This is a genomic window from Actinoplanes sp. OR16 (assembly GCF_004001265.1).
Taxonomy (GTDB): Bacteria; Actinomycetota; Actinomycetes; order Mycobacteriales; family Micromonosporaceae; genus Actinoplanes.
This window is the reverse complement of sequence record NZ_AP019371.1, coordinates 1,291,321-1,304,718: the sequence shown is the minus strand read 5'-3', so window position 1 is coordinate 1,304,718 and position 13,398 is coordinate 1,291,321. Positions and strand designations below refer to the sequence as shown.

The 13,398-nt window shown below is 70.2% G+C and carries 5 protein-coding genes and 1 pseudogene; 5 read left to right on the top strand and 1 reads right to left on the bottom strand.

Going from position 1 to position 13,398, the window contains the following annotated elements:
- The first annotated feature begins 8 nt into the window (after positions 1-8).
- The 4 genes and pseudogenes from EP757_RS05915 to EP757_RS44750 all read left to right on the top strand — a co-directional run.
- Entirely contained in the window at positions 9-1,169 is a 1,161-nt protein-coding gene (locus EP757_RS05915; RefSeq protein WP_127543189.1) for an NAD(P)/FAD-dependent oxidoreductase, read from the top strand.
- 44 nt (positions 1,170-1,213) lie between these two features.
- On the top strand, positions 1,214-2,887 hold the full coding sequence (locus EP757_RS05910) for a methylmalonyl-CoA mutase (protein WP_127543188.1): 1,674 nt from the start codon (positions 1,214-1,216) through the stop codon (positions 2,885-2,887).
- 75 nt (positions 2,888-2,962) lie between these two features.
- Entirely contained in the window at positions 2,963-3,904 is a 942-nt protein-coding gene (locus EP757_RS05905) for a tetratricopeptide repeat protein (RefSeq protein WP_127543187.1), read from the top strand.
- 32 nt (positions 3,905-3,936) lie between these two features.
- Positions 3,937-5,043 (top strand): annotated as a pseudogene (locus EP757_RS44750) (arginase family protein); the annotation flags it as partial.
- Between the two features lie 1,158 nt (positions 5,044-6,201).
- On the opposite strand, the gene EP757_RS05895 reads toward EP757_RS44750, so the two are convergent.
- Complete coding sequence (locus EP757_RS05895) at positions 6,202-8,106, bottom strand: penicillin-binding transpeptidase domain-containing protein (protein WP_127543185.1); 1,905 nt, start codon at positions 8,104-8,106, stop codon at positions 6,202-6,204.
- A 200-nt stretch (positions 8,107-8,306) separates the two neighbouring features.
- Here EP757_RS05895 and EP757_RS05890 point away from each other — a divergent pair, with 200 nt between their 5' ends.
- On the top strand, positions 8,307-13,247 hold the full coding sequence (locus tag EP757_RS05890) for an NAD-glutamate dehydrogenase (protein WP_127543184.1): 4,941 nt from the start codon (positions 8,307-8,309) through the stop codon (positions 13,245-13,247).
- The last annotated feature ends 151 nt before the right edge of the window (positions 13,248-13,398 follow it).

The window sequence follows — 13,398 nt, the reverse complement described above, 5'->3', positions numbered from 1 at the left end:
GTCATTGTATGACTACAGCATTGATCGCCGGCGGGGGCATCGCCGGATCCGTCGCCGCCATCGCCCTGCACCGAGCCGGATGGGAGCCGCGCGTCTTCGAGGCGCGCCGGGAGGACGCCGACGAGCGGGGCGCGTTCCTGACCGTGGCCGTCAACGGGGTGGCCGCCCTGCGCGACCTCGGGCTGGATCCCGGGCGGGTGCTCGCCGCCGGGTTCCCCACGCCGACTCTCGCGATGAGCAACGGGCGCGGGCGTCGGCTCGCGGTGCTGCCCCTCGGCGGGCCGGACGCCGCGGGAACGGTCACCACGACGATCCGGAGGGCGGATCTGTACGCGGCACTGCGCAGCGCGGTGACCGACCTCGGAATCCCGATCGAGCACGGGCGGCGGGTCGTGGCGTTCGGCGAGCGGCCCGGTGGCGTCACCGTGCGCTTCGAGGGCGGTGGCGAGGCCGCCGGTGATCTGCTCGTCGGCGCTGACGGCCTGCGGTCGCGGATCCGGGCGGCGCTGAATCCGCAGGGGGCCGAGCCGGCGTACCTCGGCCTGCTCAACGCCGGTGGGTTCACCGGCGGCCCGTTCGACGCGGGCCCGCCCGGTCTGGTGCAGATGGCGTTCGGCCGCCGGGCGTTCTTCGGCTGGGTGACCGCCCCGGACGGCCTGACCTGGTGGTTCGCGAACGTGCCGCGCCGCGCGCCGGTCCGTTCCGGCGAGTTCACCCCGCAGGCCTGGCGCGACCATCTGATCGGCCTCTTCGCCGACGACGACCTGCCGGCCGCCGCGATCATCCGGGCGAGTGACGAGATGCTGGGGCCGTGGAACACCGAGGACCTGCGCCGGGTGCCGGTCTGGCGGTCGGAGCGGACCGTGCTGATCGGCGACGCCGCGCACGCGGTGTCACCCTCGGCGGGGCAGGGCGCGTCGATGGCGATCGAGGACGCGGTGACGCTGGGCCGGTGCCTGGACGGCGGCGCCGGGGGCGGGCTCGGGCGCTACGAGGAGCTGCGCCGGCCGCGGGTCGAGAAGGTGGTGGCGTACGGCCGCCGTAACGGCGGCGGGAAGACGGCCGGCCCGGTCGGCGCGGCGATCCGGGACGCGATGTTCCCTCTGGTGGCGAAGATGCTGACCCGCAAGGGCGACCCGCAGGCGTGGATCTTCGACCACCGGGTGTGAATCGAGGGCTTAATGATCGTTCAGTTCTGCACTACGATGGCGGCATGAACGCTGCCGAGATCGCCGCCGGCCGGGAGCGCTGGCAACGACGTTATGACGCTTCCCGCAAGCGGGAGGCCGACTTCACCACGCTCTCCGGCTCCACGGTCGATCCCGTCTACGGTCCGCCCGCGGGAGCCGCCTATCCGGGCTTCGAGCGCATCGGATGGCCGGGCGAGTTCCCGTACACCAGAGGCCTCTATCCCACCGGATATCGCGGACGCACCTGGACCATCCGCCAGTTCGCGGGGTTCGGCAACGCGCGCCAGACCAACGAGCGCTACAAGATGATCCTGGCCGCCGGTGGCGGCGGGCTGAGCGTCGCGTTCGACATGCCCACGCTGATGGGCCGCGACTCGGACGAGCCGCAGTCGCTCGGCGAGGTCGGCCACTGCGGCGTCGCGATCGACTCGGCCGCCGACATGGACGTGCTCTTCGACGGCATCCCGCTGCAGGACGTCACCACGAGCATGACCATCTCCGGTCCGGCGGTGCCGGTCTTCTGCATGTACCTGGTGGCCGCCGAGCGGCAGGGCGCCGATCTCAGCAAGCTCGACGGGACGCTGCAGACCGACATCTTCAAGGAGTACATCGCGCAGAAGGAGTGGCTCTTCGAACCCGAGCCGCACCTGCGCCTGATCGGCGACCTGATGGAGTTCTGCGCCCGGGAGATCCCGAAGTACAAGCCGCTCAGCGTCTCCGGCTACCACATCCGGGAGGCCGGGTCGACGGCCGCGCAGGAGCTGGCGTACACCCTGGCCGACGGGTTCGGCTACGTCGAGCTCGGCCTGTCCCGCGGCCTCGACGTGAACACGTTCGCCCCGGGCCTGAGTTTCTTCTTCGACGCGCACGTCGACTTCTTCGAGGAGATCGCCAAGTTCCGGGCCGCCCGCCGGATCTGGGCCCGGCACCTGCGCGACGACTACGGCGCGACCAGCGAGAAGGCGCTCTGGCTCAAGTTCCACACGCAGACCGCCGGTGTGTCGCTCACCGCGCAGCAGCCGGTGAACAACGTGGTCCGGACCGCCGTCGAGGCGCTCGCCGCGGTGCTCGGCGGCACCAACTCGCTGCACACCAACGCGCTCGACGAGACCCTCGCCCTGCCCACCGACGAGTCCGCCGAGATCGCCCTGCGGACCCAGCAGGTGCTGATGGAGGAGACCGGGGTGGTCAATGTGGCCGACCCGCTCGGTGGATCGTGGTACGTGGAGGCACTCACCGACCGCATCGAGGCCGAGGCCGAGGAGATCTTCGCCCGGATCCGCGAGCTCGGTCACGACGGCAGCGTCACCCAGGGCATCCTGCGCGGCATCGAGGACGGCTGGTTCACCGCGAACATCGCCGAGGCGGCCTTCGTCCACCAGCAGGCCCTGGAGAAGGGCGACAAGAAGGTGGTGGGTGTCAACGCCCACACCACGACGGTCGCCAAGGACCTGGAGATCCTCCGCGTCTCCCACGAGGTCGAGGTGGTGCAGCGGCGCGAGCTGGGATCTCGCAAGATCAATCGGGATTCCGTACGGGTGAAAGCCGCCCTTGAGAAGCTGGTCGCAGTCGCCCGGACCGGGGAGAACATGATCCCCGCCATGCTCGACGCGGCGCGCGCCGAGGCGACGCTCGGGGAGATCTGCGGCGTGCTGAAGGACGAGTGGGGGATCTACCGGGAACCCGCCCGGTTCTGACATGCCTGTGACGTCCGATATCGGCGGCCTGGTGGCGGCGCGAACAGGCGCGACTGCGTGCGAGACTAAATAACCATGAGCGACCCACGGACCACTCCGTCGATCTTCACCCGCGGCGCGGTCGATCTCAGCGCGCTGCGCCCCTCGGCGCCGGCCAGGCCGGCCGCGCCGAGCACTCCCGCGCCCACGTCGGATACGCCCTCGCCGGGCGCACCCGGTGGCCTTCCCGGTTCGGTTCCCGGCGTCTCGCCGGAGACCATCATCGAGGTGACCGAGGCCAACTTCCAGTCCGTCCTGGAGCGGTCGCTGCAGACGCCGATCCTGCTGGACTTCTGGGCCGACTGGTGCGAGCCCTGCAAGCAGCTCTCGCCGGTGCTGGAGCGGCTCGCCGGGGAGTACGACGGCGCCTGGATCCTCGGCAAGGTCGATGTGGACTCGAACCCGCGACTCGCTCAGGTCTTCCGGGTCCAGGGCATCCCGATGGTGACCGCGGTGATCGGCGGCCAGCCGGTCGAGGGCTTCACCGGTGTCCTCTCCGAGGTCCAGATCCGGCAGTACATCGACGCCGTCCTCAAGGCGGCGGGCGTGAGCGTGGAGACGCCGGCCGACCCGCGGATCGACGCGGCCGACGACGCCCTGATGGTCGGCGACCTGGACGCGGCCGAGGCGGCATACAAGAAGATCCTCGCCGAGTCGCCGGCCGACGCCGCCGCCGAAGCCGGCCTGGCCCAGGTCGAGCTCTACCGCCGCATCCAGGGCGCCGACCCGGCGGCCGTGCTGGCGAAGGCCGAGGCGAACCCGGACGACGTCGAGTCCCAGCGTCTCGCCGCCGACATCGAGGTGCTCAGCGGCCAGGCCCCGGAGGCTTACGCGCGACTGGTCCGCCTGGTCAAGCGCACCACCGGGGACGAGCGTGACGCCGTGCGCAAGCACCTGCTCTCGCTCTTCAGCGTGGCCGGTCCGGACGATCCGGCAGTCGCCGGCGCTCGCCGGGCGCTCGCGAGCGCCCTCTTCTAGGCCGCGTTCTACTCAGGGGAGGGGAGGGCGTCGTGCGCCGCATCGCCGTTCTGGACGCGCCGTCCAATCTCGGCCTGCGCCCGCCGACCGCTACGTCGGTGCCGGGCTGTGCCAAGGCGCCCGGCGCCCTCCGCGACCACGGCCTGGTGAGCCGGCTCGGCGCCCGTGACGCCGGCTGTCTCACCCCGCCGCGGTACGACCCGGGCGACTGGCGTCCCGGTGACGGTGTCGCCCACGCCGCCGAGATCGCGGCGTACTCGAAGGCGCTCGCCGACCGGATCGGCGTCATCATCGACGGCGGCGAGTTCCCGGTGATCCTCGGCGGCGACTGCTCCATCCTGATCGGATCCGGTGTGGCCATGCACCGTCTCGGCGAGGCGGTCGGCGGCCGGATCGGTCTCGTCTTCGTGGACGGGCACTCCGACTTCCGGCACCCCGGCAACGCCTCGTACGTGGGCGCCGCCGCCGGTGAGGACCTGGCCCTGGTGACCGGCCGTGGACAGGCCGACCTGGCGGCCATCGAGCGCCGCCGGCCGTACTTCCGCGACGTCGACGTGGTGGTCCTCGGAATAAGGGCACAGGACGAATACCGCCTCGACCTGCAGGCCGCCGGGATAGTGACCCGCCCGGTGCCGGCCCTGCGCGCCGAGGGCGCCGCCCGCAGCGCGCAGTGGGCCCGCGACCAGCTCGTCGACTGTGCGGGGTACTGGGTCCACATCGACGTCGACGTCCTCGACCCGGCCGTGATGCCGGCCGTCGACGCCCCCGACCCGGGTGGCATCGCCTTCCCCGAACTGGAACTCCTCCTGGCCGGCCTGGTCGAGTCCCCGCACTGCCTGGGCGTCGAGATAACCGTCTTCGACCCGGACTACGACCCGGACGGCCGGTATGCGGCGGAGATAACGTCCGCCGTGGTGGCCGGTCTGGCCCCGGTCAAGACCACCACCCCGCGTCCGGACCTGGTCGCCGCCCGCCGCGACCTTGCTTCGCCGCTGGCCTCGCTGCTGGCTCCGGCTCCTGCCGCTCCTGCTGCTCCTGCTGCTCCGGCCCCTGCTGCTCCGGCCCCTGATGTCCCTGCCCCTGCCTTCCCTGCCGCGCCCGAGCCTCAGGCCTCTGCGATCCAAGATCTGGCGGGGGACGACGCCGTAGTGCGGGATCCGGTCGTGGCTTCGGCGGTGGGCCTTTCGCCAGTGACCGATATCGATCACTTTGAAGACGGGGATTTCGAGTCTGAGCCCGGCCTTTCAGCCGACTCTCAGCCGAGCGGCGCCCTCAGGTCCGATCCCGAGTCCGGGCTCGAGGCTGATCCCGAGTCCGTGCCCGGTCCCGAGGTTGGTCCCCAGTCCGTGACCGAGTCCGTGCTTGGGCCCGAGTCCGTGTCCGAGCTTGGGTCCGAGCCTGGGCCCGAGTCCGAGGTCGGTGCCAAGTCCGAGGTCGGTCTCGAGTCCGCGGTTGGTCTCGAGTCCGTGCCCGGTCCCGAGGTTGGTCCTGAGTCCGAGTTCGAGGCTGGGACTGGGACTGGGCCCGAGTCTGGGTCCGAGCTCGATCCCGAGGTTGAGTTCAGTCCTGAGGTCGAGTTCGATTCCGAGGCTCATATCGAGTCCGATGTCGATCGGTCGGCCGACTCTCACCGGCCTTCCTCTGATGAAGATTCCGATGGCGGCATCTCCGAAATTTCGGATTTGTCGGGTGAGGAATGGGCGGAAGGCGCCGAAGTAGAACGGGCGGAAGACGCCGAAAGAGAGCGGGCGGAAGGCGCCGAAGGAGAGCGGGCGGAAGGCGCCGAAGCAGAGAGCGGCGATGGTGCGGCGGGCGAGGAGCAAGGACCGGACCGGCCCGTGGGCGAAGGTTTGCCGGAGGACTCCGGTGAGCCCGGTGACCAGGACGAACCTGAGCATCACGGCGGTGGGGACGAGGCTTCGGCTGAGGATGGGCAGAACGGGTATCAGGTTGCCGCTGTGCCTGAGCCCGAACGGCCTGATGTCCGGCTGATGTCGCGGCCTCTGGGGTCGGCGCCGTTGCTTGATTCCGAGCCGTTGCCCGCTACTCGTCCGGGGATGCTGCGTCCTCGGCCGCCGCTGGATCCGCCGGCTGCCGGGGCTCTGTATGCCCCACGGCCCGCCTTCCCCGGCGACCCCGACTTCCCAGGACCCGGCGCCGCCTAGAACCGGCCCGGCGCCGCCTGGAACCGGCCCGGCGCCGCCTGGAACCGGCCCGGGAACGGCTGGAACCGGCCCGGGAACGGGCTGAAGGTGGTGGGGTGGCCGGTGCGGGGAGCGCACCGGCCGTACGAGCGGTTACTTGTTCAGTTCGGTCAGGAAGCGCTTGGCGATCGGGACGGCGGCCTCGGAACCGGCGCCGCCCTTCTGGACCATGGCGGCGAAGGCGATGTCGCCCTGGTAGCCGATGAACCAGGAGTGGGTCTCGTCGGAGCCGTTCTCGAACTCGGCTGTTCCGGTCTTGCCGTGCACGGGCTTGCCGGGGACGCTCTTCAGCGCCGTTCCGGTGCCGCTCGTGACCACTTCGCGCATCATCGCGCGCAGGCCGGTGAGGGCGTCCTCGTCGAGTTGCGGGCCGGCCTGGCCGGGTGCGGCCGGGGCCGGGTCGAGGACCAGCTTCGGCGGCTGGAACTGTCCCTTCGCGACCGCCGCGGTGGCCGCCGCCATGGCGAGCGGGCTGACGACGGTGCTGCCCTGGCCGAAGATCGCAGCGGCGAGTTCGGTCGCGGTGCCGCCGTCGGAGACCTGGCCGGACGAGGCTTCGATGCCGAGGTCCCAGGTGCCGCCGAGGCCGAGCGCCGATGACGCCTCCTGCAGGCCGGCCGAGGTCAGCTTCGGGGCGAGGCTCGCGAACGCGGTGTTGCAGGACTTCGCGAAGTCCACGTGGAAGGGCACCTTGCCCAGGGCTTCGTCGTGCGAGTTCTTGAACTCGCGCCCGTCCACCGTGAGGGTCTTCGGGCAGTCCACGACGGAGTCGGCGGTGACCACGTCGCGGGCCAGTACGCCGTACGCGGAAATCATCTTGAAAGTCGAACCGGGCGGGACCTGGCCGGTCAGGGCGGTGTTCACCCCGCCGGCGTCGGGGCCGTTCGCGACGGCCAGCACCGCGCCGTCGCTGACCCGGATCGCCACCATCGAACTCGGCTGCTTCTCCGTGGCGAGGGCGGTGTCGGCGGCTTTCTGGGTGGCGGTGTCGATGGTCACCTTCACCGGGGTGCCGTCGACCGGCTCGGACTGGAAGACCTCGCTCTCCTCGGTCTCGCCGTCGGCGGCCTCCTTGGCGATCACCACGGAGAGGCCGGGCTTGCCGCGCAGCTTGTCGTCGTATTTCTGCTGGAGACCGCCGTGCCCGGCCTGATCACCGACGGCGAGGGTCTCCGGGCGGGCGTCGATGTCCTCCTTGGTGGCGGGGTCGACGGTGCCGAGCAGGGCGCGGGCGAAGGCGCGGGTCGGGGCGAGCTGCCGGGTCTCCTCGCGGAAGACGGTGCCGGGCAGCGGCCGGACCTGGGAGCGGATCTTGTCGTAGTCGGCGCGGCGCAGGGTGACCACGTCGATGAAGGCGCCCGGGTCGGATTTGCCGACGGTGTCCTCGAGCTTCTTGAAGTCCACGTCGACGTCGACCTTCTTGAACGCCGCCGTCAGACCGGCCCGCAGTTCGGCGAAGGAAGTGATCTTCTCGGGGCTGACCCCGATCACCACCACCTTCTGCGGGCCGACCAGGTCTTTCCCGTCGGCGTCCTGGATGGCGGCGCGTTCCGAGGCGACCCGGCGCAGCCGCAGCTTGTCGCCGGCGGCCAGGTCGGGCTGGACCACGGCGGGCTCCCAGACCACGGCCCAGCCGTCCCGGCCGGCCTTGCTGGAGCGGACGGTGCTCTCGTACGACCAGTCGACACCGCCGGGCAGCGTCCACTTCACCGTGATCGGCGTGGTGGCGTTGTCCCCGTTCGTGGTGGTCTTGCCGGCGGTGAGCGCGAGCGGCTGCCCGGTGAGGTCGCCGTAGAGCTCGCGGATCCCGGTGAGCACTTCGGGCGCGGCGATGGCGCCACCGCTCGCCGTGACGAATCCCACGTCGTTGAGGTCGCCGCTCTGCCAGCCGCTGAGGAACTCCGTGACGGTGTCCTCCGGCGGATCGGCGGAGCAGCCGGTCAACCCGCCCGCGGTCAGTACGAGGAGCGCGGCCAATCCGGCAGTGGTGCGACGCATGACGTTCCTTTCGCTGGGTAGCTGATCGAACCGTAGTAGGCCAACGCCCGTCATGGTGGCCCGCACTGGTGGATACGGCGCAAAAGCGCACATCGTTCGCTGGCACACCCGGGGTGTGAGGGGGTGCCGGGGTGGTCGTTCTAGGCTGTCCTCGACACGTTCGAACCCACAGTGCCGTGGGTGAGGGGAGCGCCGGAGCCATGGCTGTCGCCGACGAGGCAGCGTCCGTTTCTGATCAGACTGTGCCCGATCCTTCGGTGCCGCAGCCCGGACTCGCCCTCACCGGGCGGTTGGGTGCGTCCACCGACTCGGGAGAGCTCGACGAGCCGATGCCGAACGCCGAGAGGCTTGTCGCGCAGGCGGTTCAGAAAGCGGGCGAGGACACCACCACCGCATCGCTTGTCGACCGTTTCTGGCGATTCGCGCCGGACGAGGAGCTGGTCGGGTACACGCCCGGCGAGATGTACACGGCCACGATCGAGCACCGTGATCTGGCCCGCAACCGGCTCCCGGGCGAGGTGAAGCTGGCCATCACCGAGCCGACCGGATCACAGGGTCACACCGTGCTGCGGGTCGTCACCGACGACATGCCGTTCCTGGTGGACTCCGTGATGGCGCTGCTCACCGCACACAACCTGCAGATCTACCTGCTGGTGCACCCGCTCATCGTGGTGCGCCGCGAGCCGCTGGGCGCGCTCGCGCAGGTGGAGCCGGAGGTCGAGCCGGACGATGCGATCGACGGCGATCTGGTGGAGAGCTGGATCCGGATCGAGATCGACCCGGTACGCCGGCCCGCCGACCGCGAGCAGCTGATCAATGAGGTCCGGCGCGTCCTCACCGACGTCCGTGACGCGGTCGAGGACTGGCCCCGGATGAAGCAGCGCGCGCTGGTCATCTCCGAGGAACTGGCCGCGGCCCACCATTCCGCGAGCGCCCCGCCGGTGCCGGACAAGGACGTCACCGACACGATCGAGCTGCTCAAGTGGCTCGCCAATGATCACTTCACGTTCCTGGGTTACCGCGAGTACCACCTGGACGAGGGCGTCCTCACCGCGGTTCCGGGTACCGGTCTCGGCATCATGCGCGGGGCCAGCCGGCCGCGGAAGCTCGCCACGATGGCGCCCGAGGCGTACGAGCGGGTCCTGGAGAAACGCCTCCTGGTGATCACCAAGGCGAACTCCCGGGCCACCGTGCACCGGTCGGCCTACCTGGACTACATCGGCGTGAAGATGTTCGACGCCGCCGGCAACGTCGTCGGCGAGCGCCGCTTCCTCGGCCTCTTCTCCTCCTCGGCCTACCGGACCAGCGTGCGCGAACTGCCGGTGGTCAAGCGCAAGGTGATGGAGGTGATGGAGCGCTCCGGCCTCTCCCCGCGCGGGCACTCCGGCAAGGACCTGCTGCAGATCCTGGAGACCTACCCGAGGGACGAGCTCTTCCAGATCAAGACCGATGATCTGTACGAGGCGGTCATCGGCGTCCTGCGCATGGCCGGACGACGGCAGCTGCGCCTGTTCCTACGCCGCGACGGCTACGGCCGTTTCATCTCGTGCCTGATCTACCTGCCCCGGGACCGTTTCACGACCGGCAACCGGCTGCGCATGCAGGAGATCCTGCTCCGCGAGCTGAACGGCGTCGGCGTCGACTACACCACGCGGGTCACCGAGCGGATGCTGGCACGGGTCCACTTCATCGTCCGGACCGACCCGGCCGACCCGCCCGGCCCGGTCGATCCCAACGAGCTGGCCGAGCTGCTCGCCGACGCCACCCGGATGTGGGACGACGACTTCTCCCTGGTGCTGGAGCGCAAACTCGGCGACGAGCAGGCGAAGACCCTCTTCAACAGGTACTCGTCGGCTTACCCGGAGAGTTACAAGAACGGGCATACGCCGTACGAGGGAATGCAGGATCTCGCCAAGCTGGAGCTGCTCGAGGAGCCCGGCCAGCTGGCCATGCACCTGTTCCGGCGGCGGCGGCTCGGTGCTGACGGCGTGCCCGAGCCGGACGAGCGCGACGTGCGGTTCAAGGTCTACCGGTACGGCGAGCCGATGATGCTCTCCGCGGTCCTCCCGGTGCTGCACTCGCTCGGCGTCCGGGTCACCGACGAGCGGCCCTACGAGATCCGCCGCGACGACGGCGTGATCTACCTGTACGACTTCGGCCTGCTCCCACCGGCCGGTCACCGTGAGCTGGCCGAGGTCCGCCCGCAGGTGGAGAACGCCTTCGCGGCGGCCTGGCGGGGTGAGGCCGAGGTGGACGGCTTCAACGAGCTGGTGCTGCGGGCCGGCCTCACCTGGCGTCAGGTCGTGGTGCTCCGGGCGTACGCGAAGTACCTGCGCCAGACCGGCACGGTCTTCTCCCAGCGGTACGTCGAGACCACGTTCACCCAGTACCCGGAGATCGCCGGCCTGCTCGTGCGCCTCTTCGAGACCCGGTTCTCGCCGGCGCTGGAGATCGGCGAGGCCGAGCGCTCCCGGCGGGCCGGCGCGCTGCGCGACCGGATCACCGCCCTGCTCGACCAGGTGGACAGCCTGGACCAGGACCGGATCCTGCGGTCCTACCTGACCCTGATCGAGGCGACCCTGCGGACCAGCTTCTTCCAGCGGGGCACCGAGGGCCGGCCGAAGTCGTACGTGGCGTTCAAGCTGGATCCGCAGGCCATCCCGGACCTGCCGCAGCCCCGCCCGAAGTACGAGATCTTCGTCTACTCGCCGCGGTTCGAGGGCGTGCACCTGCGGTTCGGCGCGGTCGCTCGTGGCGGGTTGCGATGGTCCGACCGGCGTGAGGATTTCCGTACCGAAGTCCTGGGTCTGGTGAAAGCCCAGATGGTCAAGAACTCGGTGATCGTCCCGGTGGGTGCGAAGGGCGGCTTCGTCCTCAAGCAGAAACCGGGCGATCGGGACGAGGCGGTGGAGTGCTACAAGGGCTTCATCACCGCGCTCCTCGACGTCACCGACAACATCCTGAGCGGCAAGATCGTGCCGCCGCAGGACGTGGTGCGGCACGACGGCGACGACCCCTACCTCGTGGTCGCCGCGGACAAGGGCACCGCGACGTTCAGCGACATCGCCAACGAGATCTCGGTCGGCAAGGACTTCTGGCTGGGTGACGCGTTCGCGAGCGGCGGCTCGGCCGGCTACGACCACAAGAAGATGGGCATCACCGCCCGCGGCGCGTGGGAGTCGGTCAAGAAGCACTTCCGTGACCTGGGCATCGACACGCAGACCCAGGACTTCACGGTGGTCGGCGTCGGTGACATGTCCGGCGACGTGTTCGGCAACGGGATGCTGCTGTCGCAGCACATCAAGCTGGTCGCGGCCTTCGACCACCGGCACATCTTCCTGGATCCGGACCCCGACCCCGCGATCTCGTACGAGGAACGCCGCCGGCTCTTCGACCTGCCCCGTTCCTCATGGGCCGACTACGACAGCAAGCTCATCAGTGAAGGTGGCGGGGTCTTCCCGCGTAGCGCCAAGAAGATCCCGATCACTCCGCAGGTCCGCGAAGTGCTCGGCCTCGGCGAAGCGACGGCGGTCAGCCCGGCCGATCTGATGCGGGCGATCCTCTCGGCGCCGGTCGACCTGTACTTCAACGGCGGCATCGGCACCTACGTGAAAGCCGCCTCCGAGTCGCACGCCGACGTCGGCGACAAGGGCAACGACGCGATCCGGATCAACGGCTCGGACCTGCGGGTCAAGGTGGTCGGCGAAGGCGGCAACCTCGGCCTCACCCAGCGGGGGCGCATCGAGTTCGCCCGCGCCGGCGGCCGGGTCTTCACCGACTTCATCGACAACTCGGCCGGCGTCGACTGCTCCGACCACGAGGTCAACATCAAGATCCTGCTCGGCGGCGCCGTCGTCGACGGCGAGATGACCATCCCGGAGCGCGACGAGCTGCTCGCCGCGATGACCGACGAGGTCGGCGCGCTGGTGCTGCGGGACAACTACGAGCAGGCCATGGCGCTCGGCAACGCCCGCGCGCAGGCCCACTCGCTGCTCCCGGTCCACCGGCGGATGCTGAAGTCGCTGGAGGAGCGGGGCATCCTGAACCGCGATCTGGAGGCGCTGCCGACGGACAAGGAGCTGGCCGGTCGCTACGAGGCCGGTGAAGGGCTCACCGCTCCGGAGTTCGCGGTGCTCCTGGCGTACGTCAAGATCAGTCTGGAACGCGAGGTCCTCGCCGACGAGCTGGTCGACGAGGCCTGGACCACCGGCGTGCTGCACCGCTACTTCCCGACCCCGCTGCGCGAACGCTTCGCCGGCCGGATGGCCGGCCACCGCCTCCGCCGGGAGATCATCTCGACGGCCCTGGTGAACGAGGTGGTCAACCGCGGCGGCACCTCCTTCGTCTACCGGGCGATGGAGGAGAGCGGCGCGTCCGCTGCCGACGTCATCCGGGCGTACGTCGTGATCCGCGAGGTCTACGGCCTCAAGGAGATCTGGGCGGCCGCCGAGGCCCTGGACAACCAGGTGCCGACGGCCGCGCAGACCGCCGTCCTGCTGGAGACGCGGCGGCTCCTCGACCGTGCCGTCCGCTGGCTGGTCAGCACCCGCCGCTCGCCGATCGATGTAGCCGCCGAGATCGCCATGCTCCGGCCCGGCGTCGCCGAACTCCTGCCCCGCCTCCCCGAGGTCCTCGTCGGCGCGGAACGGCGGAACCTCTCCCAGAGGGTCGCCACCCTCACCGGCAAGGAGGTGCCGGAAGAACTCGCCGGTGCGGTCAGCCGGGTGTTCTACGGCTTCGGCCTGCTCGACATCCTGGAGACGGCCGCATCGGTGGGCCGGGACAGCTCGGAGGTGGCATCGGTCTACTTCGTGCTCTCCGAACGCTTCGGCGTCGACACCCTGCTGTCGCACATCTCCCGGCTGCCCCGCAACGACAGATGGCAGACCTTGGCGCGGATGGCCCTTCGGTACGACCTGTATGCCGCTCTGGCCGCCCTCACCGCCGAAGTCCTGCAGTCCACGCCGTCGGCGTCCGCACCGGAGGACCGCGTCTCCGAGTGGGAACAGGTGAACGCCGCCTCGATCGCCCGGGCCTCCAACGCCATGGGCAACGTCGACGACTCACCCGCTGATCTGGCTGCTTTGTCCGTACTGCTCCGCCAGATCCGAACCCTGGTCAAGACCTCTTCGGCCGCCTGACCTCCAGGGCCGCTCCAAGATCCGCGCCGTGGCTGTCGTATCGCAGCCGCCGCGCGAATCTTGGAGCGGCCGTCTCATAGACCGCGTCCCCTGACCGCGCCCAGCCGCGCCGGTCGCGTTTGGGTCGCTGTGTGCTTTGGGTCGGCTGTGC

Excerpts from the sequence above, each read along its gene's own strand:
- EP757_RS05915 (WP_127543189.1), top strand. The coding sequence starts at position 9 with ATGACTACAGCATTGATCGCCGGCGGGGGCATCGCCGGATCCGTCGCC.
- EP757_RS05910 (WP_127543188.1), top strand. The coding sequence starts at position 1,214 with ATGAACGCTGCCGAGATCGCCGCCGGCCGGGAGCGCTGGCAACGACGT.
- EP757_RS05905 (WP_127543187.1), top strand. The coding sequence starts at position 2,963 with ATGAGCGACCCACGGACCACTCCGTCGATCTTCACCCGCGGCGCGGTC.
- EP757_RS05895 (WP_127543185.1), bottom strand. The coding sequence starts at position 8,106 with ATGCGTCGCACCACTGCCGGATTGGCCGCGCTCCTCGTACTGACCGCG.
- EP757_RS05890 (WP_127543184.1), top strand. The coding sequence starts at position 8,307 with ATGGCTGTCGCCGACGAGGCAGCGTCCGTTTCTGATCAGACTGTGCCC.